At 71.9% G+C, this 26,969-nt stretch carries 28 protein-coding genes; 11 read left to right on the forward strand and 17 right to left on the reverse strand.

What is annotated here, in order from left to right; translation table 11 throughout:
* Positions 1-462: 462 nt before the first annotated feature.
* On the forward strand, positions 463-2,667 hold the full coding sequence (locus tag JL475_RS14200) for a DEAD/DEAH box helicase (protein WP_307825047.1): 2,205 nt from the start codon (positions 463-465) through the stop codon (positions 2,665-2,667).
* A gap of 84 nt (positions 2,668-2,751) precedes the next feature.
* On the forward strand, positions 2,752-3,690 hold the full coding sequence (locus JL475_RS14205) for an alpha/beta hydrolase (protein WP_307825048.1): 939 nt from the start codon (positions 2,752-2,754) through the stop codon (positions 3,688-3,690).
* Between the two features lie 28 nt (positions 3,691-3,718).
* Here JL475_RS14205 and JL475_RS14210 read toward each other — a convergent pair whose 3' ends face one another.
* Entirely contained in the window at positions 3,719-4,612 is an 894-nt protein-coding gene (locus tag JL475_RS14210) for an NYN domain-containing protein (RefSeq protein WP_202277989.1), read from the reverse strand.
* A 237-nt stretch (positions 4,613-4,849) separates the two neighbouring features.
* On the opposite strand from JL475_RS14210, the gene JL475_RS14215 reads away from it, so the two are divergent.
* Positions 4,850-5,002 (forward strand): hypothetical protein, encoded by a 153-nt coding sequence (locus tag JL475_RS14215; protein ID WP_202277958.1) that lies wholly within the window; start codon positions 4,850-4,852, stop codon positions 5,000-5,002.
* A 58-nt stretch (positions 5,003-5,060) separates the two neighbouring features.
* On the opposite strand, the gene JL475_RS14220 is transcribed toward JL475_RS14215, so the two are convergent.
* From JL475_RS14220 to JL475_RS14235, 4 genes are all read right to left on the reverse strand, one after another.
* Complete coding sequence (locus tag JL475_RS14220; RefSeq protein ID WP_202277990.1) at positions 5,061-5,666, reverse strand: MarC family protein; 606 nt, start codon at positions 5,664-5,666, stop codon at positions 5,061-5,063.
* Between the two features lie 139 nt (positions 5,667-5,805).
* The gene (locus JL475_RS14225; protein ID WP_202277959.1) at positions 5,806-6,663 is read right to left on the reverse strand and encodes a PHP domain-containing protein; all 858 of its coding nucleotides are present in this window, start codon (positions 6,661-6,663) and stop codon (positions 5,806-5,808) included.
* A 121-nt stretch (positions 6,664-6,784) separates the two neighbouring features.
* Positions 6,785-7,432: a DUF6758 family protein gene (locus JL475_RS14230; RefSeq protein ID WP_202277960.1), complete on the reverse strand. Its 648-nt coding sequence runs from the start codon at positions 7,430-7,432 to the stop codon at positions 6,785-6,787.
* 203 nt (positions 7,433-7,635) lie between these two features.
* Entirely contained in the window at positions 7,636-8,220 is a 585-nt protein-coding gene (locus tag JL475_RS14235) for a suppressor of fused domain protein (RefSeq protein WP_202277961.1), read from the reverse strand.
* Between the two features lie 604 nt (positions 8,221-8,824).
* Here JL475_RS14235 and JL475_RS14240 point away from each other — a divergent pair.
* Together JL475_RS14240 and JL475_RS14245 are read left to right on the forward strand one after the other, a co-directional pair.
* The gene (locus JL475_RS14240) at positions 8,825-9,943 is read left to right on the forward strand and encodes a magnesium and cobalt transport protein CorA (RefSeq protein WP_202277962.1); all 1,119 of its coding nucleotides are present in this window, start codon (positions 8,825-8,827) and stop codon (positions 9,941-9,943) included.
* 61 nt (positions 9,944-10,004) lie between these two features.
* Positions 10,005-10,535 (forward strand): hypothetical protein, encoded by a 531-nt coding sequence (locus JL475_RS14245; RefSeq protein WP_202277963.1) that lies wholly within the window; start codon positions 10,005-10,007, stop codon positions 10,533-10,535.
* Positions 10,536-10,561: 26 nt separating this feature from the next.
* Here the strand turns inward: JL475_RS14245 and JL475_RS14250 are convergent, their stop codons facing one another.
* Positions 10,562-11,356, reverse strand: a complete 795-nt coding sequence (locus JL475_RS14250) for a hypothetical protein (RefSeq protein ID WP_202277964.1) — start codon at positions 11,354-11,356, stop codon at positions 10,562-10,564.
* 241 nt (positions 11,357-11,597) lie between these two features.
* Here JL475_RS14250 and JL475_RS14255 point away from each other — a divergent pair, with 241 nt between their 5' ends.
* From JL475_RS14255 to JL475_RS14265, 3 genes are read left to right on the forward strand one after another with little or no spacing between them, the layout of a single operon-like run.
* Positions 11,598-12,980, forward strand: coding sequence for a CBS domain-containing protein (locus tag JL475_RS14255; RefSeq protein ID WP_202277965.1), 1,383 nt, complete (start codon positions 11,598-11,600; stop codon positions 12,978-12,980).
* Positions 12,970-13,578 (forward strand): DUF1003 domain-containing protein, encoded by a 609-nt coding sequence (locus JL475_RS14260; RefSeq protein WP_202277966.1) that lies wholly within the window; start codon positions 12,970-12,972, stop codon positions 13,576-13,578. The genes JL475_RS14255 and JL475_RS14260 overlap by 11 nt, the downstream gene beginning before the upstream one ends.
* Before the next feature lie 43 nt (positions 13,579-13,621).
* Positions 13,622-14,755, forward strand: a complete 1,134-nt coding sequence (locus JL475_RS14265; RefSeq protein ID WP_202277967.1) for an Mrp/NBP35 family ATP-binding protein — start codon at positions 13,622-13,624, stop codon at positions 14,753-14,755.
* A gap of 137 nt (positions 14,756-14,892) precedes the next feature.
* On the opposite strand, the gene JL475_RS14270 is transcribed toward JL475_RS14265, so the two are convergent.
* From JL475_RS14270 to sigE, 5 genes are all read right to left on the reverse strand, one after another.
* The gene (locus tag JL475_RS14270; RefSeq protein ID WP_202277968.1) at positions 14,893-15,570 is read right to left on the reverse strand and encodes a hypothetical protein; all 678 of its coding nucleotides are present in this window, start codon (positions 15,568-15,570) and stop codon (positions 14,893-14,895) included.
* A 245-nt stretch (positions 15,571-15,815) separates the two neighbouring features.
* On the reverse strand, positions 15,816-16,286 hold the full coding sequence (locus JL475_RS14275) for a sec-independent translocase (RefSeq protein WP_202277969.1): 471 nt from the start codon (positions 16,284-16,286) through the stop codon (positions 15,816-15,818).
* 243 nt (positions 16,287-16,529) lie between these two features.
* Positions 16,530-18,359, reverse strand: a complete 1,830-nt coding sequence (locus JL475_RS14280) for a S1C family serine protease (RefSeq protein ID WP_202277970.1) — start codon at positions 18,357-18,359, stop codon at positions 16,530-16,532.
* 159 nt (positions 18,360-18,518) lie between these two features.
* The gene (locus tag JL475_RS14285) at positions 18,519-19,562 is read right to left on the reverse strand and encodes an anti-sigma factor (RefSeq protein WP_202277971.1); all 1,044 of its coding nucleotides are present in this window, start codon (positions 19,560-19,562) and stop codon (positions 18,519-18,521) included.
* Positions 19,559-20,260, reverse strand: a complete 702-nt coding sequence (gene sigE / locus JL475_RS14290; RefSeq protein WP_202277972.1) for an RNA polymerase sigma factor SigE — start codon at positions 20,258-20,260, stop codon at positions 19,559-19,561. Before sigE ends, JL475_RS14285 begins: the two co-directional genes overlap by 4 nt.
* A 234-nt stretch (positions 20,261-20,494) precedes the next feature.
* Here sigE and JL475_RS14295 point away from each other — a divergent pair, with 234 nt between their 5' ends.
* On the forward strand, positions 20,495-21,193 hold the full coding sequence (locus tag JL475_RS14295) for an O-methyltransferase (RefSeq protein WP_202277991.1): 699 nt from the start codon (positions 20,495-20,497) through the stop codon (positions 21,191-21,193).
* Positions 21,194-21,393: 200 nt separating this feature from the next.
* On the opposite strand, the gene JL475_RS14300 is transcribed toward JL475_RS14295, so the two are convergent.
* Positions 21,394-21,561: a DUF3117 domain-containing protein gene (locus tag JL475_RS14300; RefSeq protein ID WP_003966491.1), complete on the reverse strand. Its 168-nt coding sequence runs from the start codon at positions 21,559-21,561 to the stop codon at positions 21,394-21,396.
* A gap of 26 nt (positions 21,562-21,587) precedes the next feature.
* Positions 21,588-21,878, reverse strand: coding sequence for a hypothetical protein (locus JL475_RS14305; protein ID WP_202277973.1), 291 nt, complete (start codon positions 21,876-21,878; stop codon positions 21,588-21,590).
* 64 nt (positions 21,879-21,942) lie between these two features.
* Here JL475_RS14305 and JL475_RS14310 point away from each other — a divergent pair, with 64 nt between their 5' ends.
* The gene (locus JL475_RS14310; RefSeq protein WP_202277974.1) at positions 21,943-22,746 is read left to right on the forward strand and encodes an enoyl-CoA hydratase/isomerase family protein; all 804 of its coding nucleotides are present in this window, start codon (positions 21,943-21,945) and stop codon (positions 22,744-22,746) included.
* A 46-nt stretch (positions 22,747-22,792) separates the two neighbouring features.
* Here the strand turns inward: JL475_RS14310 and JL475_RS14315 are convergent, their stop codons facing one another.
* Positions 22,793-23,377: a DNA-3-methyladenine glycosylase I gene (locus tag JL475_RS14315; protein ID WP_202277975.1), complete on the reverse strand. Its 585-nt coding sequence runs from the start codon at positions 23,375-23,377 to the stop codon at positions 22,793-22,795.
* Complete coding sequence (locus JL475_RS14320; protein ID WP_202277992.1) at positions 23,374-23,730, reverse strand: DivIVA domain protein; 357 nt, start codon at positions 23,728-23,730, stop codon at positions 23,374-23,376. Before JL475_RS14320 ends, JL475_RS14315 begins: the two co-directional genes overlap by 4 nt.
* A gap of 269 nt (positions 23,731-23,999) precedes the next feature.
* On the opposite strand from JL475_RS14320, the gene folP reads away from it, so the two are divergent.
* Complete coding sequence (gene folP / locus JL475_RS14325; RefSeq protein WP_109376863.1) at positions 24,000-24,860, forward strand: dihydropteroate synthase; 861 nt, start codon at positions 24,000-24,002, stop codon at positions 24,858-24,860.
* Positions 24,861-24,941: 81 nt separating this feature from the next.
* Here folP and JL475_RS14330 read toward each other — a convergent pair whose 3' ends face one another.
* Together JL475_RS14330 and dapE are read right to left on the reverse strand one after the other, a co-directional pair.
* Positions 24,942-25,700, reverse strand: a complete 759-nt coding sequence (locus JL475_RS14330; RefSeq protein WP_202277976.1) for a TIGR00730 family Rossman fold protein — start codon at positions 25,698-25,700, stop codon at positions 24,942-24,944.
* Between the two features lie 156 nt (positions 25,701-25,856).
* Positions 25,857-26,936, reverse strand: coding sequence for a succinyl-diaminopimelate desuccinylase (gene dapE / locus JL475_RS14335; RefSeq protein WP_202277977.1), 1,080 nt, complete (start codon positions 26,934-26,936; stop codon positions 25,857-25,859).
* Positions 26,937-26,969: the final 33 nt, after the last annotated feature.

Below are 26,969 nucleotides of genomic sequence, written 5' to 3' on the forward strand. Positions count from 1 at the left end.
GGGCCGGAAGGCGCTGGTCAACAGGTGTGACGACGACTACGTGGCCAAATCGGCCATGGCGTGTGCACGAATCCGGGGTATGGTGGTAATGCGCCTGCCGGATGCTTTGACGTGTCCGAGGGGGCGTTTGTATGAGGATGCCCGGTCGGAGGCCCGATCGGCTCCGCCCCGACCGCTCTCCCTGACCGTACGGCACATCGCGTACGACGATCGGAGGGACCCTCAGCGGTACGAGCGCTAGAGCGTCGGCAGTGGTCCCGTGCCCTACGGCATCCCCGTAAGGCAGCCGACGTCCCCGGCACGGTCCATAGACGACCCCCCGCGCTCGCCTCGCACCGCGCACACAGAAGAGGCAGCACCCTGACTACGTTCCGAGAGCTCGGGATCCTCCCCGAGACCGCCGAGGCCCTGGAAGCCGTCGGCATCATCACCCCCTTTCCCATCCAGGAGCTGACGCTCCCCGTGGCCCTGTCGGGCACGGACGTCATCGGCCAGGCCAAGACCGGCACCGGAAAGACGCTCGGCTTCGGCCTTCCGCTCCTCGAGCGCGTGACCGTCCCGGCGGACGTGGAGGCCGGGCGCGCGAAGCCCGAGGACCTCACCGACACCCCGCAGGCGCTGGTCGTCGTCCCCACCCGCGAGCTGTGCACACAGGTCACCAACGACCTGCTGACCGCCGGCAAGGTGCGTAATGTGCGCGTCACCGCTATCTACGGCGGCCGGGCCTACGAGCCGCAGGTCGAGGCCCTGAAGAAGGGCGTCGACGTGATCGTCGGCACCCCGGGCCGGCTGCTCGACCTGGCGGGGCAGAAGAAGCTGAACCTGAAGCACGTCAAGGCCCTCGTCCTCGACGAGGCCGACGAGATGCTCGACCTGGGCTTCCTGCCCGACGTCGAGAAGATCATCAACCTGCTTCCGGCGCGCCGCCAGACCATGCTGTTCTCGGCCACCATGCCGGGCGCGGTCATCGGGCTGGCCCGCCGCTACATGTCACAGCCCACGCACATCCGCGCCACCACGCCGGACGACGAGGGCGCGACGGTCGCGAACACCACGCAGTTCGTCTACCGCGCGCACAACATGGACAAGCCCGAGATGGTCTCGCGGATACTGCAGGCCGACGGCCGGGGACTGGTCATGGTCTTCTGCCGCACCAAGCGCACCGCCGCCGACCTCGCCGACCAGCTGGGGCAGCGCGGCTTCGCCTCCGGCGCGGTCCACGGCGACCTCGGCCAGGGCGCCCGCGAGCAGGCGCTGCGCGCCTTCCGCAACGGCAAGGTGGACGTGCTGGTCTGCACCGACGTCGCAGCCCGCGGCATCGACGTCGAGGGTGTGACGCACGTCATCAACTACCAGTCGCCCGAGGACGAGAAGACGTATCTGCACCGCATCGGCCGTACGGGCCGCGCGGGTGCGAAGGGTACGGCGATCACGCTGGTCGACTGGGACGACATCCCGCGCTGGCAGCTGATCGACAAGGCGCTGGACCTGGGCTTCAGCGATCCGCCGGAGACGTACTCCACCTCCCCGCACCTGTACACCGACCTCGGCATCCCCGAGGGGACGAAGGGTGTCCTGCCGCGCTCGGAGCGCACCCGCGCCGGGCTCGACGCGGAGGAGCTGGAGGACCTGGGTGAGCCGGGCGGCCGTGGCCCGCGCGGCGGGCGCGGGGTCCGGGGCGACCGGAGCGGCCGGGGCGACTCCGAGCGTGAGCGTCCGGCCCGTACGCCGCGCCGTCGGCGCCGTACACGCGGTGGTACCCCGCTGGACGACTCGGCGCAGCCGGCGGCCCCGGCCGTCGAGGGTGCCGACGAGGCCGGCACCGGTACGGCCCCCCGCACCCCGCGCCGTCGTCGCCGTACACGCGGTGGGGCGGCCGCCGAGGTGGTGACCACCCCGGTGACCGCGGTCGAGTCCACCGGGTCCGGGCAGTCCACCGAGCACGTCGAGCCCGCCGAGGCGGCTGTCGCGACGGCCGGGGGCAGCGCGGTCGGAGAGGCTGCGGAGGCCCCGGCGGCGCCGCGCCGCCGCCGGACCCGCAAGGCCACGGTGGCTACGGCTCCTGCGGCCGAGGCGGTGGCGGACACCGTCGAGGGCGCCACCGAATCCGCCGCGGAGACGACCGAGGCGAAGCCCCGGCGCACCAGGACGCGGAAGACGGCCGTCGCCGCGACCACCGAAGCCGCTGAGGCCGGTACGACCACCGCTGGCATCCCGGCGCAGGCCGCGCCGGAGGCGGAGGCGGCCGAGGCGAAGCCCCGGGTCCGCCGCACCCGCAAGACCGCCGCCAAGGCCGAGACGGGCGTGGACACGGCCGAGGCCACCGAGGCTGCCGAAACCAAGCCGCGCCGCCGCACCCGCAAGGCGGCCACCGCCGTGCAGGAGCCGGAGGCCGCGGTGGACGCCGCGGCCGAGACGAAGCCCCGGCGCACCCGGAAGACGGCGGCCGCCGCGGCCGCGCTCGACACCGTCGAAGCCGCCGAAACCAAGCCGCGCCGCCGCACCCGCAAGACCGCCGCGGCCACCGAAGCCGCTGAGGCCGGTACGACCGCGGCCGGCATCCCGGCGCAGGCCGCACCGGAGGCGGAGGCGGCCGAGGCGAAGCCCCGGGTCCGCCGCACCCGCAAGACCGCAGCGACGGCCACCGCGGAGCCCACGGAGGCCTGACGCACCACCCGACGGCCCGGTCCCACACCCGTGGGGCCGGGCCGTCGGCGTCGGCCGGCCCCCGCTGCCCGCTACCCTCACCCTGTGACCGGCCACCCCACCCCCGCCTCCCTCCCCCCTCCGATCCCGGCCTCCGCCCCGCCCACCGGCGCGCGGACGTACCGGCTCCGCACGTCCCGTGGGGAGTTCGCCGTCGTCGACGTGCCACCGGCCGACGAGGTCGAGCCGAAGGGGGTCGTGCTGGCACTGCCCGGGTTCACGGGCAGCAAGGAGGACTTCACGCTGCTGCACGGGCCGCTCGCCGCACGCGGGTACCGCAGCGTCGCCGTGGACGGGCGGGGACAGTACGAGTCGGACGGTCCCGCCGACGACGAGTCCGCTTATGCCCAGGCCGAGTTGGCACGGGACGTGCTCGCGCAGGCGGAGGCGCTCGGCGCGGCCGCACCACTGCACCTCGTCGGGCACTCGCTCGGCGGCCAGATCGCCCGTGCGGCCGTGCTCGAGGACCACTCCCCGTTCCGTTCGCTCACCCTGATCTCGTCGGGCCCCGCCCGGATCTCGGTCTCCCAGGAGCAGCGCGTGAAGCTGCTGCGGGACGCGCTCGACCAGATGTCGATGGCGCAGTGCTGGGAGGCGATCCTGGCCATGGGCCCGCCGGAGGAGGTCGGCGGGCCCGCCCGTGGTCTCGGTGGCCAGGAGCATCTGCGCCGCCGCTGGTTGGCCACCAGGCCTGCACAACTACTGGCCACAGGAAGGCAGTTGTGCACGGAGCCGGACCGGGTCGCCGAACTCGCCGCCGTGCCCCTGCCGTTCCATGTGCTGTCGGGTGCGCACGACGACGCCTGGCCGGTACCGGACCTCGACGCCATGGCCGCCCGGCTGAACGCGCACCGCACGGTCGTCGTCGGCGCCGAGCACTCCCCCAACGTCGACCGGCCCTCGCCCACGGCACACGCCCTCGCCGCCTTCTGGGACCGCCTCCACGACGAGGACGACGGCAACGGCACTCTGCACCACGGCTGATCCGACTGACACCGCCGGAGGCGTGTCGTCAGTACTGCGCCTGGAGGTGGGACCAGAAGCCGTCGCGCAGGGCGCGTCTCAGGTCCGCCTGGCCGCGCAGGGAGTACTGCAGCAGGCCCTCGGCCTCCACCAGCAGGTCCTGGTCGACCGAGCCGGGCAGGTAGGGGTGGCCGGGCAGCAGTTCCACCAGCGTGTCCCGGCCCCGTTCGGCGAGCCACTTCGCGGCGATCTGCGCACCGACGAAGCGGACGTCCTCGCGGGTGGGCCGGCCTGCCGCGGGCTCGTACGCGGGGGCCGTGCGCCGGGAGACGTACGGCTTGAAGAAGTCGAGTTCGAAGGTGCGCTGGCTGTCCACCTCCCAGAGCAGGGGCTCGGCCTGGTTGCGCCCCTCGGGGGCCTCGATGCCCCAGAGGTGGACGCGGGCGCCGTACCCCTGGGCGGCCTCGACCGCCGGGACCAGGTCCTCGTCGCCGCCCAGCAGGGCCGCGTCGCTGATGGCTCGGTGCCGGGCCAGTGACTCCAGGTCGGAGCGGATCAGGGAGTCGACGCCCTTCTGCTGGTTGTTGGCGTTGAGGTTGCCGAGGCGGACCTTGACGTCGGGGAGTTCCGCGATGGTCTGCTGCTCGGCGGTGTGGATGCGGCGCCGGGCCCCGTCGTACCAGTAGACGCGCAGCAGCCTGCTGTCCGCGAAGATGGTGCGGGCCCGGTCGATGAGCGCGTCGATGAATCCCTCGGCATCGAGGTCGAAGGCCCTGCGGTCCTCCGTCCCGGCCACCAGTCGCCCCGCCGCCGCGTACAGGTAGCCGGCGTCGACGAAGATCGCGTGCGTCGAGGGCGTCTTCGCCACCTCGGCGAGCATGCGCTGGAGCAGCTCGTTCGTGCGGTCGATACGGGAGTTCAGGTCCGCGAGGTCATCGTTCATCATCTCTATTGTCCTGGCGGTCACTGTGCGAACACAACCGGTCCCGGCCGGTCTCCTTCGGAGCACTTGTCCGTCGACACTCGATCGATCTTTAGTCGATCGAATCATTTCCTTAGCGTAGGGAATATTTTCCGGGAGCAACTCGTTCACCACTGGTGGTACACGAGCCGGTCCGGCCCGTGGCCGTCCACCCCATGGTTCTCCTTCAGGAGGACGACCAGACGAAGGGAGAAGTGCTTGCACTTCGAAATCATGCGACTCGACGACATCGACGGCACCGCCGTGGACAGCACCGTTGTGGATGCCGCCTCCGTCAACCGTATCGTTCAGCAGGCCGCCGCCATCGGGCAGCGCCTGTGGATCCGCCCGGCCGACACACCCGCCTCATGACGCGGGACGCGCGTCGAGGCGAGACGCGCGATGACTCCGGACGCGCACCGCGGGACGGTCAGCCGCCCTGGATCACCTGTGTGACTCCGTTGATGATCTGCTGAACGGCGATCGCGGAGAGCATCATGCCCGCGAGGCGCGTCACCAGGACCACCCCGCCGTCCTTGATGACCCGGATGATCAGCAGCGAGTACCGCATGACCAGCCACAGCACGACGTGGACGGCGAGGATCGCCGCCCACACCGACACCTGGGCGGTCGCGCTGTCCGCCTTCTGCACGGCGAGGATGACCGACACGATCGCCCCGGGACCGGCCAGCAGGGGCATGCCGAGCGGGACCAGCGCGACGTTGACGTCCTTGGTCTGCTGGGGCTCGTCGGTCTTGCCGGTGAGCAGGTCGAGCGCGATCAGCAGAAGCAGCAGCCCGCCCGCGATCATCAGCGCGGGCACGGACACGTGCAGGTAGTCGAGGATCTGCTGCCCGACCAGCCCGAACAGGACGATCACTCCACCGGCCACGCAGACGGCCTGGAAGGCCATCCGTTTCTGCGCCTTGGCGGGCCGCCCCGCGGTCAGGGCCAGGAAGATCGGGGTGATCCCCGGGGGATCCATGATGACGAAAAGGGTCAGGAAGAGGGAGCCGAAGACGGCGACGTCGAACATGAGTGCCTTGCTGAGAACGAGCGAGCGCGGAGCGCTCAAGGAAAGAGACTCGAGGAGTGAGCCGGGGGGGAGAAGGGCGTCGACGCCCCGACCAGGGGTGACGAGCCGGAGGAGCGGGCAGGGCGTACGGCCGTGGGACTCAGGCGCCGCCGGCCCCCGGCACCGGGAACGCGCCGGTCGCGCGCCGCGTGATCTCGCCGTACACCTCGGGGTCCGTCGTGAACTCGCCGAGCTCACAGCTCTTCCGGCTGCCGTGGTAGTCGCTGGACCCGGTCACCAGCAGTCCCAGTTCCTTCGCGAGGCCCCGCAGTCGCGCCCTGGTCCCGGGATCGTGGTCCATGTGGTCGACCTCGATGCCGTCGAGGCCGGCCTCGGCCAGCTCGGCCAGCACGGACTCCGGTACGGTCCGGCCGCGCTTGGCGGCGGCCGGGTGGGCGAACACCGCGACCCCGCCCGCACCCTTGATCAGCCGGAGCGCTTCGAAGGGGTCCGTCTCGTGCTTCTCCATGTGGGCCCGGCCGCCGTCGGCCAGCCACTGGGGGGTGAACGCGTCATCCACGCTCGCCACCACGCCCAGTTCGACGAGTGCGGTGGCCACATGCGGGCGGCCCACCGAGCCGTCGCCGGCGATCCTCGCGACCTGCTCCCAGGTGACGGGCACGCCCAGGGCGTTCAGCTTGGCGACCATGCCCCGGGCCCGCGGCACCCGGTCGTCCCGGACCAGCTCGCGTTCGGCGAGCAGGGCCGGCTCCGCGGGGTCGAAGAGGTAGGCCAGCATGTGCACGCCGACACCGTCGAGCCGGCAGGAGAGCTCGGCGCCGGTCACCAGCGTGAGCCCCGCGGGGAGCGCGGCGAGGGCCTCGGCGTGACCGCGGGTGGTGTCGTGGTCGGTCAGCGCGACGACGTCGAGACCGGCAGCGGCGGCCTTGCGGACCAGGTCGGCCGGGGAGTCCGTACCGTCGGACGCGGTGGAGTGGGTGTGCAGATCGATACGCACGACGCGTTGCTCCAAGCGGTGGCCGACGGACAGGGACGCCTCAGGATAACCGTATTTTCGAACGCCCCTGTCACACCCGAACCCGCCCTGTGCCCCCTACCGCACGCCGGCCCCACAGGACCTACGGTCTCGTCTCCATCAGCCGCGGCGACAACGCCCCGCAGGGCACCAGTTCCACCTCGGCCCCGGCGTCCCGGAGGTCGGTGAGGACCAGCTCGTCGTACATCAGGAGCCCGGACTGCTCGGGCCAGAGCACCGCCCACAGCCACATCCCGAGCGCCTCGCCCGCGAAGACCGCCCGGTCGTCCGGCGCCTTGGAGACGTGCCAGAGCGGGGTCGGCCGGCCGGCGGCCAGCACCTTGGTGCCGGCGGGCTTCTCGACGTCCAGGTACGGGCCGGGGTCCGGGCCGTCGACGCCCGCGTACCGCGAGCCCAGCCCGACGCCCAGTTCCTCGGCCACGAGGACGAGTTCGCCCATGCCGCCGAGCGGTCCGGGCCCGGTGCAGGCGACGGCGGTGGCCCGGCCGCCGCTGCGGTCGTCACCCGCCGAGGCCACGCCGGTGAACAGCCAGCCCACCGGCAGCGGCCACGGCATCCACACCGGCACCCGGGTGCGCTGCACGACGACGTTGAGGGCGTCGACGCTCGGCGGTATCACGGGCTGGACCGGATGCACCACGCCGTGCACAGCGCACTGCCACGCATCGGAGAAGAGGCCGGGAGCCCTGACCCGGCCACCACACTTCGGGCAACTGGGTTCGCCCCTCATAGGGCCCCACGGTCCTACCCCCGCACCGTCACGTCAAGGACGATCACCCGTCCGGACCGAACCGGTCACCCGGAACCGGACGCTCCCCACTCGGCCCGTCCGGTCGTCCGGTCCGGTCCACCGGTCCGGACCGGACCCTGCGCCCTCCCGTCAACGTCGGCCGGGAAAGGGCCAGTTGACGACGAGGACGGAGGTGAGCTTGCTCACTCCAGCGGGACGGAGGCACGGGCGGGATGCCTCAGATCCGTGCCCCGGGCCAGCCAGCGCTCCTGGAGCGCCTGGGCGCCGTGCACCCGCTTCCAGGCCGCCTCGTTCGGAGTCATCGGCAGCAGCGGCAGGAACCGTACGGGCTCCAGGGGCCCGTCGAGCTCCAGGTCCTCCACCAGACCGCCCGGCTCGGCGACCAGCACCGAGGTGAACGGGGCCCCGGGCCACAGCGGTTCACCGACGTCGAGGGAGGCCCCGGGGGCCACGACCACGCCCTCGACCTGCGGGGACGCCGCGAGCACGGCGAGCGGACGGAGCACCTTGTCGGTGTCGGCGAGACCGGCCCGTACGGACAGCAGCAGCTCCACGCGCGGGCCCGCGACCGGGTCCGCGACCACCGCCGTGGGGTCGGCCATGGGCTGCGCGGACATGCCGAGGGTGGCGTAGCGCACGATGTCGCCCTCACGGAAACGCAGCACCTCGAAGCGGTCCGTACCCAGGAAGGTGACCGCCGCGCGTGCGTCCGGTTCGCCCAGAGCCGTAAGCAACCGGGCCTCGACCAGAGGAAGAACATCAGCCATGCGGCGAGCATAGAACTCGCCGGTAGCAGGCGAAGCGGCGCCTTGACACATCGGCCGGCTGCTACCCTGGCCCGGTGGTTCGGGGCAGCACGCAGGAGGCCGCCCAGGCACCGCCCAGACCTTGAGGACCTCACTTCAGGGCATCGCCTCAGTGCGCTGGGAGAGTCGGTCCGCGTCCCGAGCCCCGATGTGACGCTTCCCCCCACGGGGGACTCCCCTGAATCCCCTCAGGGGATGAGGATCGTCCCTCACGAGGGACCGGCCGGAGGAGGTGGGGCTGGCATGGACCGAAGTCGACCGTGCAGTAGCACCCGCTCTTCCACCCGCTGACGTAGCCGCTCCGTACCGGCTGCCCCCTCACCATCGCGTCTTCACCGGAAGAGCATCTCGTTTCGTTGTGCCTGATCTGCCCCAGTAGCTGTGTCAGCGACGGAACTCGCCACCGCGACGGTTCGGTGCTCCCCGCTTTGTGGACGTGCCAAACATCCTGCGCCTCAACTCTTCTCGGAGGCAGGGAGAATCCCTGGTCAGGACGTCCCCATTCCGGGTGGTTCCACCCGTCGTACCGGCGCCTTTCGTTGCCCGTTTCGCGAAGGAGCCCGCCTTGTCGATGATCCGCGACCTGCGCGCCGTGGTCCGTCCCTCCCGTGTCTCGCCGCGCAAGGAGAGCAGCGCCCCCTACGACAGCACCCGCGACCCGGCGACGACCACCGCGGTCGTCGACTGCGCCATCTACCGCGACGGCCGGCGCGTGGCCACCGAGAGCCCGCTCACCCCGCAGGAGGCGATGCGCCTGGTACGCCGCGACTCGGGCTTCGTGTGGATCGGCCTGCACGAGCCGACCGAGGACGAATTCGCCGGTATCGCACGCGAGTTCGGTCTGCATCCGCTGGCCGTGGAGGACGCGGTCCAGGCCCATCAGCGGCCCAAGCTGGAGCGCTACGACGACTCGCTCTTCACGGTCTTCAAGACCATCCACTACCTCGACCACGACCGGCTCAGCTCCAGCAGCGAGGTCGTCGAGACCGGCGAGGTGATGTGCTTCACCGGCCGGGACTTCTTCATCACCGTCCGGCACGGCGGCCAGGGCTCCCTGCGGGCCCTGCGGCACCGTCTCCAGGAGGACCCCGAACTGCTGGCCAAGGGCCCCTCGGCCGTCCTGCACGCCATCGCCGACCATGTCGTCGACGGTTACATCGCGGTCGCCGACGCGGTGCAGGACGACATCGACGAGGTGGAGACGGAGGTGTTCTCGCCGGGCCGGGGCGGCACCCCGCGCGGCACGGACGCCGGCCGGATCTACCAACTCAAGCGCGAGGTGCTGGAGTTCAAGCGGGCGGTGTCGCCGCTGCTGCGGCCCATGCAGCTGCTCAGCGAGCGGCCGATGCGGCTGGTCGACCCGGAGATCCAGAAGTACTTCCGGGACGTCGCCGACCACGTGGCCCGGGTGCACGAGCAGGTGATCGGCTTCGACGAGCTGCTCAACTCCATCCTCCAGGCCAATCTCGCGCAGGCGTCCGTGGCGCAGAACGAGGACATGCGCAAGATCACCTCGTGGGCCGCCATCATCGCCGTGCCGACGATGGTCTGCGGGGTGTACGGCATGAACTTCGACTACATGCCGGAGACGCACTGGAAGTACGGCTATCCGCTCGTCCTCGGCGTCACGGTGGCCCTCTGTCTGGGCATCCACCGCGCGCTGAAGCGCAACGGCTGGCTCTGAGGGGACGGCCGGCCCCGGCAGAAGCCCCGCCCCCGAGCGGGCCCTGGATAGGCTGGGCACCATGACAAGTGCGACCAGTGCGCTGTTCGACCGGGCCCTCATCGAGGAGGCCACGAAGAAGTCCGGCCTCGTCTGGGTCGAGGGGCCCGGCGCCCCGGCCCGGCCGCTGTGGCACGTGTGGCACGAGGGTGCGATGTGCCTGGTCGGCGACGGGCCCGGGGAGCAGCCGCTGCCGGGGCTGGCCGACGGAGTGTCGGCCGAGGTGACGGTGCGCAGCAAGGACAAGGGCGGTCGGCTGGTCTCCTGGGCAGCGAAGGTCGTGGAGCTGCCGTCCGGCTCCGAGGAGTGGGACGCGGCGGTCGCCGTGCTCAAGGGCAAGCGCCTCAACGCACCTGACGGCGAGGCGATGACGGAGCGCTGGGCCCGTGAGTGCCGCGTCCTGCGCCTGGAGCCGACCGGGGCGACGGCGCCGTTGCCCGACGGCTCGCTGGCCGGCCCCCCGCTGCCGACCCCGGTGACGACCCGGCGTCCGCTCCCCGCGGGCCTGCCCCGGCTGCTGGCGGGCAGGCGGAGCCCGAAGAAGCGCCGTTAGGGCCTGTCCGGCGGATCCTGCCGCGGCTACGAGGCCGGGAGCTGTGCGCCGTAGTCCAGGGTCTCGCTCTCGGCCGGTTTCTCCAGGGCGAAGTCACTGCCCCAGGCCGAGAAGGTGAGGGTGCCCGCCTTGCCGGCCCGTACCAGGCGCAGGGGATACGGCTTGCCCTCCAGGGAGACGTCCAGGGTGCCGCCGGAGCCCTGGTCGCCGGCGATGCGGATGCACCGGACGCCCCCCTGCTCGTGGTGACCGTCCGTGGCCAGCTTGCCGTGCAGGGTCAGCAGCGCGCCGAGGAGGACGTCCTTGTCCGCGAAGCCGATGAACTTCTTGTACGACGGATCGTCCTCCGGCACCTTCACGTACTTCTCGGCGAGCTTGCCGGCCGCCGCCGTGTCCGACGTGCCGCCGCCCTCGTCGCCCGCGGCCTCGCCCTCCGTGGCGCCCTTGTCGCCCTTGCCGTTCGCCCAGAAATCCGCGTCGGCCTTCAGGAAGAGCTCGTCGTCGACCTTCAGCAGCCGGAACGTCTGCCCTCCGGCGGTGACCGAACCGATGCCGCCCTCGGGTTTGAGCCGCATGTCGAGCTTGTAGGTGCTCCCGCTGGTGACCACGCTTCCGTGCAGCCGCACGGTCTCGACCGATGTGGCGGCCGTCAGGGTTCTCTTCTGGATCTCGTCGGCGGTCAGTCTGCCGACACCGTTGGTGCCCTCGTTCGGATCCACTTCCTCGGAGCATCCCGTGAGCGTCATTCCGGTCACGAGCAGCACGCACACGGCACGCGCCAGCGCGGCGGTGCGGGACCGGCCCTGGGAGATCGGAGTCACAGGTTGCGCTGCCTCTCTGATGGGGACCTGAACGGCGTACCGCAGATTACCGGGGCCGTACGGCCCGGGCGGAGGCAGTCCGTCCGGACTGGCCCTCGGGCATCGACGATCAGGACGGGCTAGCCTGAAACCCACTTGAGCAGGGCACCGGACCCCGAAGACAGGAAGAGACAGGAAGAGACAGGACCAGAGCAAGCAGCACCACGCACGGCACGACCCCGTACGAAAAGGAGCCGCCGCCATGGCAGCGGGCGCCCCCCGGATCTTCGTCTCGCACCTCTCCGGCGTCGCCGCCTTCGATCCGGCCGGCGACCAGGTGGGACGCGTGCGCGACCTGGTCGTCATGCTGCGGGTCGGCCGCCGTCCACCGAGGCTGCTCGGCCTGGTGGTCGAACTCCCCAGCCGGCGCCGCATCTTCCTGCCCATGAACCGGGTGACCGCCGTGCAGTCCGGTCAGGTCATCACCACCGGTGTGCTCAACGTCCGGCGCTTCGAGCAGCGGCCCACCGAGCGGCTCGTCTTCGGTGAGCTCCTGGACCGCAGGGTGACGCTGGTGGAGACCGGTGAGGAGGTCACCGTCCTCGACCTGTCGGTGCATCAGTTGCCGGCCCGTCGGGAATGGGAGATCGACCGGGTGTTCGTCCGCAAGGGCAGGAAGGGCGGAACGTTTCGGCGCGGCAAGGGGGAGACACTGACCGTCGAGTGGTCCGCGGTCACCGGCTTCTCCCTGGAGGAGAAGGGGCAGGGCGCCGAGAACCTGCTCGCCACCTTCGAGCAGCTGCGCCCCGCCGACCTGGCCAACGTCCTGCACCACCTCTCCCCCAAGCGCCGCGCCGAGGTCGCCGCCGCCCTGGACGACGACCGCCTGGCGGACGTGCTGGAGGAGCTGCCCGAGGACGACCAGGTGGAGATCCTCGGCAAGCTGAAGGAGGAGCGCGCCGCCGACGTCCTGGAGGCCATGGACCCCGATGACGCCGCCGACCTGCTCTCCGAACTGCCCGAGGCGGACAAGGAGCGGCTGCTCAGCCTGATGCAGCCCGCGGACGCGGCCGACATGCGGCGCCTGATGTCGTACGAGGAGCACACCGCGGGCGGTCTGATGACGACCGAGCCGATCGTGCTGAGGCCCGACGCGACCGTCGCCGACGCGCTGGCCCGCATCCGCAACCCCGATCTGTCCCCGGCGCACGCGGCCCAGGTCTACGTCTGCCGGCCGCCGGAGGAGACCCCGACCGGCAAGTACCTGGGCACGGTCCACTTCCAACGCCTGCTGCGCGACCCTCCGTACACCCTGGTCGGCTCGATCCTCGACGACGACCTGCAGCCGCTGGAGCCGGAGGCGGCGCTCCCCGTGGTCGCCGGGTTCTTCGCCACGTACGACATGGTGGCGGCGCCCGTGGTCGACGAGGCGGGCGCGCTGCTGGGCGCGGTGACGGTGGACGACGTGCTGGACCACATGCTGCCCGAGGACTGGCGGGAGACCGAGTTCCATCTGGACGACGACAGCAACGACAGCAACGACAGCAACGACGCCGACAACGACAGCGACAGAGCGCGCGACACTGACGAAACGAACGGCAGGGACGCCGAGGACGGCGACGGGGTGGTGACCGATGGCTCCTGAGCGAGAGGGCGGGCGCGAGCGCCTGCCGGCGGGCGCCACGGCCGCCGGGCGCCCGCGTACACCCCGACTGGACCAGCCGCGCGCCCCTCGGCGCCGGCTCCTGCCCGAGTGGGACCCGGAGGCCTTCGGGCGGCTGTCGGAACGGATCGCGCGCTTCCTGGGCACCGGGCGGTTCATCGTCTGGATGACGGTCGTCATCATCGTGTGGCTGGTGTGGAACGTGTCCGCGCCGAAGGAACTGCGCTTCGACGAGTACCCGTTCATCTTCCTGACCCTGATGCTGTCCCTCCAGGCCTCCTACGCCGCCCCGCTGATCCTGCTCGCGCAGAACAGGCAGGACGACCGCGACCGGGTCAACCTGGAGCAGGACCGCAAGCAGGGCGAGCGGTCGATCGCGGACACCGAGTACCTGACCCGGGAGATCGCCGCCCTGCGGATCGGACTCGGAGAGGTCGCGACGCGGGACTGGATCCGCTCGGAACTGCAGGACGTGGCGAAGGAACTGGAGGAACGCCACAACGGACACCGGGACCACCACGGCTCGTTCCCCGCGATGCGGGCGCAACGGCCTCCGGGACGTGACGCAGACGACCACTGACGGGCTTACCGGGGAATGTACCGGGCGCCGTACCATCGACATCATGGCTACGGAAGACGCGGTGCGCGAAGCACTGGCGACGGTGAACGACCCGGAGATCAACCGGCCCATCACCGAGCTCGGCATGGTCAAATCTGTGGAGATCGGTGCGGACGGTGCGGTCGCGGTCGCCGTGTACCTGACGGTCTCCGGCTGCCCCATGCGGGACACCATCACGCAGCGGGTGACGGACGCGGTCGCCGGGGTCGAGGGCGTGACCCGCGTCGACGTCACGCTGGACGTGATGAGCGACGAGCAGCGCAAGGAGCTGGCGAACGCCCTGCGGGGCGGCCAGGCCGAGCGCGAGGTGCCGTTCGCCAAGCCGGGCAGCCTGACCCGGGTGTACGCGGTCGCCTCCGGCAAGGGCGGTGTCGGCAAGTCGTCGGTGACGGTGAACCTGGCGGCGGCGATGGCGGCCGACGGGCTCAAGGTGGGCGTCGTGGACGCCGACATCTACGGTCACTCCGTGCCGCGCATGCTGGGTGCCGACGGGCGTCCGACCCAGGTCGAGAACATGATCATGCCGCCGTCCGCGCACGGCGTGAAGGTCATCTCCATCGGCATGTTCACCCCGGGCAACGCGCCGGTCGTGTGGCGCGGCCCGATGCTGCACCGCGCGCTGCAGCAGTTCCTGGCGGACGTGTACTGGGGCGACCTGGACGTGCTCCTGCTCGACCTGCCCCCGGGCACCGGTGACATCGCGATCTCGGTCGCCCAGCTGGTCCCGAACGCCGAGATCCTGGTCGTCACCACGCCTCAGCAGGCGGCGGCCGAGGTGGCCGAGCGGGCGGGTTCCATCGCCGTGCAGACCCACCAGAAGATCGTCGGTGTGGTCGAGAACATGTCCGGTCTGCCGTGCCCGCACTGCGACGAGATGGTCGACGTCTTCGGCACCGGCGGCGGCCAGTCGGTGGCCGACGGGCTGACCCGGACCACGGGCGCCGAGGTCCCGGTGCTCGGCTCCATCCCCATCGACGTGCGTCTGCGCGAGGGCGGCGACGAGGGCAAGCCGGTCGTGCTGTCCGACCCGGACTCCCCCGCCGGTTCGGCGCTCCGCTCGATCGCCGGCAAGCTCGGCGGCCGCCAGCGCGGCCTGGCGGGCCTGTCGCTGGGCATCACACCGCGCAACAAGTTCTGAGCGCTCCAGCGGCCCGCAAAGGGGCCGGGAGCAGCCGCAGCGCACTCACATGAGGGGGGCGCCGTCCTTCGGGGCGGCGCCCTTCGCCGTGCGGGCGGCCGCACGGGTCCGTACGGGACGTCCGCACGGTCCGCGGCTCAGGTCCCCGCGTAGGCGCTGATGTCCTTGACCACGGCGAAGCCCAGGCCGTACGCGCTCATGCCCCTGCCGTACGCGCCGACGTGCACACCCGCCTGCGTCGATCCCGCGAGCACCCAGCCGAACTCGGACTCCCGGTAGTGGAAGGGCGTCGGCACCCCGTCCACGGGGAGGGACAGCATCGACCAGTCCGGTCCGGCGAGGTCGTCCGCGAGCACCCAGGCCGTCTCCGTCTGCTGCTCCAGCCAGTCGTCGCGCAGGGAGTGGTCCATCTGGCCCGGCCAGGTGAACGACAGCAGCCCCACACCGGCGAGCCAGGCGGCGGAGGACACCGAGGTGGCCTCCAGCAGGCCGGTGCCGTCCGCGCTGCGGCGCACCGGGTTGGCGGCCACGGTCACGGCGACCGCGAACTTCTCCTTGACCTCCTGGCCGTTCCCGGCCGTGTACTCGCTGCGCACCGAGGGCTCGTCGCCGTGCCCGATCGACCCGTGCTCGACGACCCCGTCGGCCGTGGCGCCGACCTGCATCAGCCAGCGCCGCCCCGTGAACGCCTCGTCGAGGCCGTACCAGGGAAAGGGTGCGCGCAGGTAGCCGTCGACCGTACGCCAGGCGGAGGGGGCGTGTCCTCCGTCCTTCGCGGCCGTCGCCTGTGCGACTGCCCGACTCGTCGTCTCCATGCCCGGACGCCTCCTCGCTCTGGTCGGACCGGGGGCGGCCCGCCCCCCTTCGGGCGTACTCGTCCGGACCGCACAACAACTGGGGCAGCATAGCCACCTCGTCGGTGCGGGCCGGGGAAAGCGCCCGGCGCGTGGGCCGCTTGGATGTCCGGTTCAGGCCGTGCGGGGCCCCTGCGGAGTATGAAACGCGTCACGTGCGCGGGGGCTGTGCCTCCGCGTGTCCGCGCATCCGCGCAGGGTGTGCCTCAGGTGGCGTCCGCGTCGAAGGGCGGGCGGTCGTCGGCGGCCGACGGCTCGGGCTTCTTCGTCATGTCGATGCGGCCGCCCCCAGAGGACACAGAGGACACAGAGGACACAGAGGAAGCGGCAGCCGCGGCAGAGGACGACGTGGAGTCCCGGCCGTGGACGGCGTCCGTGACGTCGGCCATCTCCTTCTTCAGGTCGAAGCCGCTGCGGATCTCCTTGAGCCCCAGCTCGTCGCTGTCCAGCTGCTTGCGGATGAACGTCTTGGGGTTGAGGTCCTCGAATTCGAAGTCCTTGAACTCCGGGCCGAGTTCCTCGCGGATGTCCTGCTTGGCACTGTCCGAGAACTCGCGGATCTTCCGGATCGTCCTGCTCACGTCCTGGATGACCTTGGGGAGCTTGTCCGGACCGAAGACGAGCACGGCGAGGACGACGAGCGTCACCAGCTCGAGCGGTCCTATGTCATTGAACACCTGAAGCTCCTTGCGATGTTCTCGGTCCTCGGCCCTCGGCCCTCGGTGGTCGGTGCGTCGGTTCGTCCGTGCGCCCGTACATCCGTGCGTCCGTGCGGTCCTCCGTGGTCCGGGCCGGATCCACGGTACCCGCCGCCCCGTACGACCGGTACTGTCCCGCGGCTTCCGGGCGCGTGCGGCGGGGGCTCTTCCCCGCCCGTTCGCCTTCTCGTGGCGTGCGGTACGCCTCGGTCGCCGCCCCGCTCAGTCACCGTCGGAGGATCCGAGCACCAGCGAGACCTCCCGCTCCTCGCCGTCCCGTTCCAGGGTGAGCTCCAGCCGGTCCCCGGGGCGGTGGGCGCGGGTCTTGACGATGAGTTCCTCACCCGAGTGGACGCGTCGGCCGTCGACCTTCGTGATGACGTCGCCGGCCTTGATCCCGGCCTTGGCTCCGGGGCCGCCGGTGCTGACCGGGGGCCCGCCGTCGCTGCCCCTGGTGCCGACGCGGGCGCCGTCACCGGCGTAGTCCATGTCCAGGGTGATGCCGATCACCGGGTGGGTCGCCTTACCGGTGTTGATCAGTTCCTCGGCGACGCGCTTGCCCTGGTTGACGGGGATGGCGAACCCGAGCCCTATGGAACCCGCCTGGCCGCTCTCCCCCTCGTCGCCACCGCTGCCGGCGGAGCGGATGGCGGAGTTGATGCCGATCACGCGGGCCTGGGCGTCGAGCAGGGGGCCGCCGGAGTTGCCGGGGTTGATCGGCGCGTCGGTCTGCAGGGCGTCGACGTACGACACGTCGCTGCCGTCGCCCCGCCCACCGCCCGCCGTGATGGGGCGTTCCCGCGCGCTGATGATGCCGGCGGTGACCGTGCCGGCCAGGTCGAAGGGGGCGCCGATGGCGATGACGGGATCGCCCACCCGCACGTTGTCCGAGTTGCCGAGGGGCAGGGGGTCCAGTCCGCTGACGCCCTTGACCTTCACCACGGCGAGGTCGTAGCCGCTGTCCCGGCCGACGAGCGTGGCCTTCGCGGTGTCGCCGCTGTGGAAGGTGACGGTGATCTCGCCGTCGCTTCCGGCGGGCTGCACGACATGGTCGTTGGTCAGGATGTGCCCGCGGTCGTCGAGCACGAACCCGGTACCGGTGCCCGCCGACGCGGCGCCGCTGACGTGCAGGGTGACGACGCTGGGCAGTGCCTGCGCGGCGATCCCGGCGATGCTCCCCGGTTCCCGCCCGGCGGGCTCCTCCCCGGCCTGTGGCAGTTCCACGGCGCCCACACCGCCGTTGCGCTCCAGATGGGCGCCCACGATTCCGCCGACGCCGCCGACGGCGAGCGCGACCACCAGCATGAGGCCGATGAGCTTCCTCCGGGCGCGCTTGCGCCGCTGGTCCTTCGTGGGCTCCGCGACCCCGGTCTGCTGCAACGGCGCGCTCGCCCCGGCAGCGGGCGCCGCCCAGGGGTCGTAACGCTGCCAGGGGTCGGCTGCCGCCGTGGCGTCCGTGTCGGAGGCGGCCGGGGGCGCGGGTGCGGTGTGGCTCGCGTCCGGGGCGCCGGGCTCGAGCACGGTGGGAGCGACGGGAGCGGCGGCGGCCGGGGCGGGCGCGCCGGGCGCCGGCATGTCCGACGCCGGTTGCCGCACCGGGGGCGGGGCCGCCGTGCCCTGCGCGGGAGTCGCCGCCGGATGCTGAACCGGGGGCGCCGGCGCCCAGGGGCCCGGCTCACCGTACGGCGGGGTGCTGTAAGGGTCGGGGTCGTGCAGCGGCCGGGGTCGCTCGGTCTGCCCCACGCCGTATCCGGCCCCCGCGGGCTCGACGGCCCCGGCAAGGCGGCCTGCCGCCGCTGCCTCACCGGCCTCCGTGACTTCCGTGGCCTCGGCGCTCAGGGGTCGGTGCAGTTCGTAGTCGCCCCCGGGGGTGTCCGCAGGTGTGGCGGGCCGCGCGAGTTCGAAGTCTCCGTCGGCGTCCCGCGCACGCTCCCCGCCGGGCCCCGCGTACCGGTTCGCCGCCTCGGGCGGGGTGGCTCCGGCCGCTCCCGACTCGGCGGGCCCCTCCTGCTCCCCCGTCGGGCCCGCCTTCGTGAGCTTCCCCTCGTTCATGCTCTCCCCACAGCTGGCCGCAGATCGTCGACTCCGTGGCTCCGTACGCCTCCGCGCGTCAGAGCCGGTCCGGCACCCGGCTGCAGTCGGCCTGGGCGCGCCACCTGGATTCAATCAGGTTCGCACGCCCGTGCGCAGCGGACGGGGTCGGTGCACAGGTCAGCGGAGCATGCGGGAGGACGCCGATGAAGCCGAGGCCGCCGAGGCCGCCGAGGACACGGTGGGGGCCGGAGACGCGGTCGCACCGACCGTGGAACCGGGAGCCGTGGGCGCGGTGGGGAGCGAACCGGGTGCCACGAGCCCGGAGGTCGTCTCCCACGCGGACAGCACGAGCGGCGGGGCCGTGCTGAGCGGCGGTATCAGCGGGGACACCAGGGCCGCGTCGGCCATGACCGGGGCTGCCAGGGCACTGTGGTGCCGGTGGGCGGGCGGCGGCACCCCGGGAAGCAACGGCGCGGAGGCCTGTGCCGGAGCGTCGCCCGGGGCGCTCTGTACCTGCGGCTGACCGACCGACGGTGCGGTGCCTCGGCGCCGCTGGGAGTCGGGCGCCGTCGCCGCCGCGCTGCCCTGGGTGCGCATCGGAGTCACATTGCTGCCGTTGCCCGAGCCACGGGCCACCGTGTCGGTGGGCGCTACACCGGCGACACCGCCGAGGGCGATCGCGGCCAGCGACACCGCTCCGGCGGCAGCGGCGGCGAACCGCAGCCCGCGCGAGGCGGGCCGGTCCGGCTCCGGCCGACCGACGTCATGGATGCGGAAACCCCGGTCGACTCCGATCGCGCCCGCCGGGGACGCCGGCAGCGGAGCATGCCGGCGGGAGGGCGCGTAGGCGAACTCGAACCGCTCGTCACGACTGCCGCTCCCGAAGACTCCGGAGATCCGGCCGTGCGGCCCGGACGGGTCGCCCGGCAGTCCTCCTCCGCCCAGCGGCGAGCCACCTCCGAGGTCACCGCCCGCAGGCAGGCCCTGGAGGCGGGCCAGGAAGCTCTCGGAGGGCGGCGGCGGGGCCGCCTTCGCGAAGACGTTCTTCAGGCGGCGCTGCGCGTCCACCTCCGTTTTGCACTTCGCGCAGGTGGCGACGTGTGCCAGTACGCGCTCGCGCGCGTCATGACCGAGCTCTCCGTCCACCAGGGCGGAGAGTCGGTCTCCCAGGTGCTGCTCTGCGAGGTGTCCCTCGGCAGGTTTCGGCCGTGATCCGCTCACGCGCTCGTGCCCCCTCCTCCCAGTGCGGGAACACGCGGCACGAAGGAGCGGCGCTCCGCGCGCGCCTGGGGCGAGCGGTGAGCGAGGGCCTTGCGCAGCTGGGATCGACCGCGGTGGATCCGGGACCGGACCGTGCCGAGCTTGACGCCGAGGGTCGCGGCGATCTCCTCGTACGACAGCCCCTCGATGTCGCAGAGGACGACCGCGGCGCGGAACTCCGGAGCGAGGGTGTCGAGGGCCTGCTGGACGTCCGCGTCGAAGTGGGTGTCGTGGAAGACCTGCTGGGGAGTGGGCTCCTTGCTGGGCAGCCGCTCGGCCGCGTCGTCGCCCAGCGAGTCGAACCGGATCCGCTGCTTACGGCGCACCATGTCCAGGAAGAGGTTGGTGGTGATGCGGTGCAGCCAGCCCTCGAAGGTGCCCGGGGTGTACGTCGACAGCGAGCGGAAGACGCGGACGAAGACCTCCTGGGTGAGGTCCTCCGCGTCGTGCTGGTTACCGGTGAGACGGTAGGCGAGCCGGTAGACCCGGCCGCTGTGCGTGCTGACGATCTCCTCCCAGGTGGGCGGAGTCCACGCCTGCCCGTCCGCGTCGGTGGAGAAGCTCGCGGTCTGGGCCGGCTCAGCGGCGTGGACATGGTCAGCAGCGGTGTCGTTCACGGATTTCGGCCTACCCGCCGATCCGAGGAAGCGCCTCAGCACTCCGCCCCGATCCCCGGGCGCAGCCGCACCTCCCCTGTCGGCTCTGGTGGTGTCCAGTGGAGCCCCTACCATAGCCACCTCGCCCGTTAGCTCCGGATAAGCGGTTTTACGAGAAATTGATCTGGGCTGCCCCGGCTCGTGGGCCGGCGCCGGCACTTGCTCGGTGTCCTCACTCATCCGCCTGCCCCCCTCACGGCACACGCTGCTTGCTCTTCCTCTTGAACGACCGGTCCCATCAGTGGGTTCCCGACGCCAACGGATAAAGTCACGCCGAGGCAACCACGGGGACAGGAGAGGGTCATTACCGCCAACCGGCAGACGAGCTGGGCGTTCGCGGACGCCTATGTCGCCGAGGACGAGGCGCTGCACTGGGCCCGGGACCGGGCTCGCGAGGCAGGGCTGCGCTCGGTGGCGCCCGGTACGGGCGCGGCTCTGCGGTTGCTCGCGGCCACCGTGGACGCCAAGGCGGTCGCGGAGATCGGCACGGGATGCGGGGTCTCCGGGGTCCACCTGCTGCACGGCATGCGGCCGGACGGGGTGCTGACCACGGTCGACCAGGAGCCGGAGCACCAGCAGTCGGCCCGCCAGGCCTTCCGCGCGGCGGGCTTCGCCGCCAACCGGGCCCGCTTCATCCCCGGCCGGGCCCTGGACGTCCTGCCCCGTCTCGCGGACTCCGGCTACGACCTCGTCTTCTGCGACGGGGACCGGCTCGAGTACCAGGACTATCTCGCCGAATCGTTGCGCCTGCTGCGCCCGGGAGGCCTGGTCGCCTTCGAAGGGGTCTTCGCGAGCGGCCGGACGGTGGACTCCGGTCCGCAGCCCACCGAGGTACTGCGGCTGCGGGAACTGGTGCGGGCCGTGCGCGAGAGCCAGGAGCTGGTGTCGTCGCTGCTTCCCGTGGGCGACGGACTGCTCTGCGTGGTGAAGCGGTGAGCAGGAATCTCAGAGACATTCAGAGACCGCTCAGAGACCGCTCAGGGACGCCCAAAGAAGACCAGAGAAGCCCAGAGATGCACTCAGACACCCGCCCAGACCACCGGATAACGCTCTGACCTGCTTGAACAGTCGCCCCGGTACCGCGTGCGGCACCGGGGCGACTGAACTGAAACTGAAAGGGTATGGTCGCTTGCGCGTCAGCCGACGACCTTCTTGAGGGCGTCGCCGAGCGCGTCGGCCTCGTCCGGGGTCAGCTCGACGACGAGCCGACCGCCGCCTTCGAGCGGAACGCGCATGACGATGCCCCGCCCCTCCTTGGTCACCTCGAGCGGGCCATCACCCGTCCGCGGCTTCATGGCCGCCATGCTCGTTCCCCTTCCTGAAACCCAGCTCAACCGTCTGAAGCCGACGGCCCACTGAAGGGCACCTGCGGTCCTTGAAGCAGGACACACGCCACCGGCATCGAACACATTGCTTCCAGGCCATTATCCCGCATCGCAGGACCCGATGACCAACATCGGTCGGCATCGCTTGGGCAACGCGCGCGAGCAAAACCACCCAATTCGGCGATGTGGCTGCGATACTGCGCCACCGCACGCAGTTCCACCGAACGAAAACGGCCGGTAATTCTTTGACGCAGGTCACATACCGGCACCGCGCCACCGTCGGCGATCTCCGTCATGCTGTCCTGCACAGGGGCGTACCGGCCGGTACGCCCCCGAGCCGCCACGCGGAGGGGACACACCATGGCCGACACCGTGCTCTACGAGGTGCGCGACGGACTCGCGACGATCACGCTGAACCGCCCGGAGGCGATGAACGCGCTGAACGTGGCGGCGAAGGTCGCGCTCCGGGACGCGGTCCGGGCCGCCGCGGACGACGACGCCGTGCGGGCCGTGCTGCTGACCGCCACCGGTGACCGGGCGTTCTGCGTGGGGCAGGACCTCAAGGAGCACATCGGGCTGCTGGCCGCCGACCGCGAGGACGGTGCGGGGCGGACGATGGAGACGGTGCGCGAGCACTACAACCCGATCGTGAAGGCGCTCGCCGGGGCCGCGAAGCCGGTGGTCGCCGCGGTGAACGGGGTCGCGGCCGGGGCGGGCTTCGGCTTCGCGCTGGCGGCGGACTACCGGATCGTGGCCGACACCGCGGCGTTCAACACGTCCTTCGCCGGGGTCGCGCTGACCGCGGACTCCGGGATCTCCTGGACCCTGCCGCGGGTCGTCGGCCCCGGGCGTGCGACCGACCTGCTGCTCTTCCCGCGCAACATCCCGGCCCAGGAGGCGTACGACCTCGGGATCGCGAACCGGCTGGTCCCCGCCGCCGAACTGCGCGCGGAGGCGGAGAAGACGGCGCGGGCGCTGGCCGCGGGACCGACGGTGGCGTACGCGGCGCTGAAGGAGTCGGTGGCCTACGGGCTCAGCCACTCCCTGGAGGAGACGCTGGAGAAGGAGGACGAGCTCCAGACCCGGGCGGGCGCCTCCGCGGACCACGCGATCGCCGTACAGGCCTTCGTCGACAAGGAGAAGCCGAAGTACCTGGGCCGCTGACCGCACGGCCCGGGGCCCGGGGCCACCGGGCCCCGGGCCGTGCGGTTCAGGGCCGCCGGGCGACGCAGTCCTCCAGGTGGTCGTCGACCAGGCCGCAGGCCTGCATCAGCGCGTAGGCCGTGGTCGGGCCGACGAAGCGCAGGCCCTGTTTCTTCAGCGCCTTGGACAGCGCCGTCGACTCGGGGGTGACCGCGGGCACGTCGGCGAGGGTCCTCGGCGCCGGGCGGCCGGCCCGGTCCGGGGCGTGGGACCAGATCAGGGCGTCCAGGTCGCCGGGCGCCCACCCGGCCAGCAGGCGTGCGTTGGCCAGGGTCGCGTCGATCTTGGCGCGATTGCGGATGATGCCGGCGTCGGCCAGCAGGCGCTCCCGGTCGGCGTCGGTGAACTCCGCGACGGCCGTGATCCGGAAGCCGGCGAAGGCGGTACGGAAGCCCGGACGGCGGCGCAGGATCGTGATCCAGGACAGGCCGGACTGGAAGGCCTCCAGGCTGAGCCGCTCGAAGAGGGCGTCGTCTCCGTGGACCGGGCGGCCCCACTCCTGGTCGTGGTAGGCGATGTAGTCCTCGGCGGACAGGGCCCAGGGGCAGCGCGGGGCGCCGTCCGGGCCCGCGAGGGCGGCGCCGTCGGTCACGGCTGCCGGCCCTCCGGGTGCGCGGCGGGCTTCTCCATGGAGATGTGGGCCGCGGCGGCGCGGGCACCGGCGAGCGCGGACTCCAGGTCGGCGATCCGGGCGTCGCGCTCGGCGAGCTCGGCGCCGAGACGGCTGAGGGCGTCGTCCACGTCGGCCATGCGGTAACCGCGGGCGGCGAGCGGGATGCGAAGACCGTCCACGTCCGCGCGGCTGACCGGGCGGTCCAGCGGCAGGGAGTCCGTCAGGCGGTCGGGGACCGCCTCGGGCAGCGGGCCGTTCTCTCCGCCGCCCACCACGGCGAGGGTCACCGCGGCGACCACTACGGCGAGCGCGACGACCAGGAACAAGAACATCACCATCGCTGGGGCCCCCACGGTTGGAACGAGTCGGTTGGAACGAGTCGGCTGGATCGAACCGGTTGGTTCGAGCCGGATCGGTCGGCGGATCGGAGTCGGGTGTGTGGCTCCGATCGTGCCATGCGAGTCTGACAGTCAGGGTCACAGGCGGTCATGGGCGACCGCGGACCGGACGGAACCGGGCCGAACCTCACGAAACCCTGTGAACCGTTGAGGACCGTTGAGAACCCTTACGAACCCTTACGAACGAGGAGAGGTCACAGGGGATGTTCAGGCTGGGCAGGCGGGAATTCGCACCGCACGAGCCGGTGATCATGGCGATCGTGAACCGGACCCCGGACTCCTTCTACGACCAGGGCGCGACCTTCCGCGACGAACCGGCGCTCGCGCGCGTGGAGCAGGCGGTGGCGGAGGGTGCCGCGATCATCGACATCGGCGGGGTGAAGGCCGGGCCGGGCGAAGAGGTGTCCGCCGAGGAGGAGGCACGGCGGACGGTCGGTTTCGTCGCCGAGGTGCGGCGGCGTTTCCCGGACGTCGTGATCAGCGTGGACACCTGGCGGCACGACGTGGGCGAGGCCGTGTGCGAGGCCGGGGCGGATGTGCTCAACGACGCGTGGGGCGGGGTCGATCCGCGGCTCGCGGAGGTCGCCGCGCGGTACGGCGCGGGGCTGGTGTGCACCCACGCGGGGGGCGCCCGGCCGCGGACCCGGCCGCACCGGGTGACGTACGAGGACGTGATGGCCGACATCCTCGAGCGGACCGTGGGACTGGCGGAGCGGGCCGTGGCGCTGGGGGTGCCGCGGGAGTCGGTGATGATCGACCCCGGGCACGATTTCGGGAAGAACACCCGGCACAGCCTCGAGGCGACGCGGCGGCTGGACGAGATGGTCGCCACCGGCTGGCCGGTGCTGGTGTCGCTGTCCAACAAGGACTTCGTCGGGGAGACGCTGGACCGGCCGGTGAAGGAGCGGGTGCTGGGGACCCTGGCGACGACGGCGGTGTCGGCGTGGCTGGGGGCGCGGGTGTACCGGGTGCACGAGGTGGCGGAGACGCGGCAGGTGCTGGACATGGTGGCGTCGATCGCGGGGCACCGCGATCCCGCGGTGGCCCGGCGGGGGCTGGCGTAGGGCCCGCCCCCGCCGGGGGGCGTGAGCGGGGGCGGAGCCCCCGCTCCCCGGCAGGGACGCGCGCCCTCACGCCCTGCCGTCTCAGCGGCCCGCTTCCTTGGACACCAGGGACACCGCTTCGTCGATGTCGTCCGTGACGTGGAAGAGGAGGAGGTCCTTCGCGGCCGCCTTGCCCTGGGCGATGACCGTGCCGTGCAGCCAGTCGACCAGACCGCCCCAGTAGTCGGTGCCGAACAGGACGATGGGGAACTGGGTGATCTTCTGCGTCTGGACCAGGGTCAGGGCCTCGAAGAGTTCGTCGAGGGTGCCGAGTCCGCCGGGCAGGACCACGAAGCCCTGCGAGTACTTGACGAACATCAGCTTGCGCACGAAGAAGTACCGGAAGTTCAGGCCGATGTCGACATAGCTGTTCAGCCCCTGCTCGAACGGCAGCTCGATGCCGAGGCCGACCGAGACGCCGTGGGCCTCGCACGCGCCCTTGTTGGCCGCCTCCATGGCCCCGGGGCCGCCGCCGGTGACCACCGCGAAGCCCGCCTCGACCAGTCCCCGGCCCAGCCGGACACCGGTCTCGTACTCCGGCGAGTCCACCGGTGTGCGCGCCGAGCCGAAGACGCTGATGGCGGGCGGCAGCTCGGCGAGCGCGCCGAAGCCCTCGATGAACTCCGACTGGATGCGCAGCACCCGCCAGGGGTCGGTGTGCACCCAGTCCGAGGGCGCGCGCTCGTCCAGCAGCCGCTGGTCCGTGGTGCCCGCCTGGACCTGGCTCCGCCTGCGGAGCACCGGGCCCAGGCGCTGTTCCTCCGGTGGGCGCTTCTTGCCCTCGGGGTTGCCAGTAGCCATATGTGCTCCCTCCGGTTGCTGTCTCCCCGCTCGGGGGACGCCGAGGTGCCGGGGAGAGATCGTTCCACTTCAGCGTAGATCCACGCGGGTTACGTACGGGGGACGTCAGCATGTCCGCGGGACAGCGTTCCGAAACGCCGTCCCGCCGTCACGCCGTCACGCCGTCAGCCAGGACCGCAGCCGCTCCTCCCCCGCCAGGATCTTCGCCGTGTCCACGCGCTCGTCCCGCTTGTGCGCCAGGTGCGGGTTGCCGGGACCGTAGTTGACCGCCGGGACGCCGAGCGCCGAGAAACGGGAGACGTCCGTCCAGCCGTACTTGGGTTGGGGGGTGCCGCCCACGGCCTCGATGAAGGCCGCCGCGGCCGGGTGGGACAGGCCGGGCAGGGCCGCACCGCTGTGGTCGTCGACGACGAACTCGGCCACGCCGCAGTCCGCGAAGACCTCGCGCACATGGGCCAGCGCCTCGGCCTCCGAACGGTCGGGCGCGTAGCGGAAGTTGACGGTGACGACGCACTCGTCGGGGATGACGTTGCCGGCCACGCCCCCGGAGATGCCCACCGCGTTCAGGCCCTCCCGGTACTCCAGGCCGTCGATCACCGGGTGGCGCGGCTCGTAGGAGGCGAGGCGGGCGAGGACGGGGGCCGCCGCGTGGATCGCGTTGGAGCCCATCCAGCTCCGCGCGGAGTGGGCGCGCTCGCCCGTGGTCCTCAGCAGCACCCGGAGGGTGCCCTGGCAGCCGCCCTCCACCTGGCCGTCGGAGGGCTCGAGGAGTACCGCGAAGTCGCCCTCCAGCCAGTCGGGGTGCTGCTCGGCGACGTGCTTCAGCCCGTTGAGGTCCGCGGAGACCTCCTCGTTGTCGTAGAAGACGAAGGTCAGGTCCCGGTTGGGGGCGGGGACGGTGGCCGCGATGCGCAGCTGGACCGCCACGCCCGCCTTCATGTCGCAGGTGCCGCAGCCCCACAGCACGCCGTCCGCGTCGAGCCGGGAGGGGACGTTGTCCGCGATCGGGACGGTGTCGATGTGCCCGGCGAGGATCACCCGCTCCGCGCGTCCGAGGTTCGTCCGGGCCACGACGTTGTTGCCGTACCGGTCGACCGTGAGGTGCGGCAGGTCGCGCAGGGCGGACTCGATCGCGTCCGCGAGCGGCTTCTCGGTGCCGCTGACGGAGGGGAAGTCGACGAGCCGCGCGGTCAGTCGTGCCGCGTCCAGGGTGAGGTCAAGCGGGGTGTCGGCCATGACGACGACCCTAACGCGCGGGTCCGGTCACAC

Origin of the sequence: Streptomyces sp. M2CJ-2 (genome assembly GCF_016757295.1) — a bacterium.
GTDB lineage: Bacteria > Actinomycetota > Actinomycetes > Streptomycetales > Streptomycetaceae > Streptomyces.